Here is a 725-nt window from a genome sequence, read left to right on the forward strand (position 1 = left end):
CCGGCCAGCTTCGCCTTGACCTCGTCGATCGACTTCGCACCGAAGTTGCGGATGTCGAGCAGGTCGGCCTCGGAGCGCGCCAGGAGCTCACCCACGGAGTGGACGCCCTCACGCTTGAGGCAGTTGTAGGAGCGGACGGTGAGTTCCAGCTCCTCGATCGGCAGCGCGAGGTCCGCGGCAAGGGCGGCGTCCGTCGGGGACGGGCCCATGTCGATGCCCTCGGCGTCGATGTTCAGCTCACGGGCGAGACCGAACAGCTCCACCAGCGTCTTGCCGGCGGAGGCCATGGCGTCACGCGGACGCATCGCCTGCTTGGTCTCGACATCGACGATCAGCTTGTCGAAGTCGGTGCGCTGCTCGACACGCGTGGCCTCGACCTTGTACGTGACCTTGAGCACCGGCGAGTAGATCGAGTCGACCGGAATACGGCCGATCTCCTGCCCCACCTGCTTGTTCTGCACCGCGGAGACATAGCCGCGACCGCGCTCGACGGTCAGCTCCATCTCCAGCTTGCCCTTGCCGTTGAGCGTGGCCAGGACCAGATCGGGATTGTGCACCTCGACACCGGCCGGAGGCGCGATGTCGGCAGCGGTGACCAGACCCGGACCCTGCTTGCGCAGATACATCACCACCGGCTCGTCGTGCTCCGAGGAGACGACCAACTGCTTGATGTTGAGGATCAGGTCGGTGACATCGTCCTTGACACCCGGCACGGTGGTGAACTC

The 725-nt window shown here is 65.5% G+C and carries 1 protein-coding gene; it reads right to left on the bottom strand.

Translation table 11 applies throughout. The annotated features are described in order from the left end of the window. The coding region (locus CTZ28_RS46400; protein ID WP_121895961.1) for a DNA-directed RNA polymerase subunit alpha at positions 1-725 on the bottom strand (725 nt) is incomplete at both ends.

It is taken from the genome of Streptomyces shenzhenensis, assembly GCF_003688995.1.
Lineage (GTDB): Bacteria > Actinomycetota > Actinomycetes > Streptomycetales > Streptomycetaceae > Streptomyces > Streptomyces shenzhenensis_A.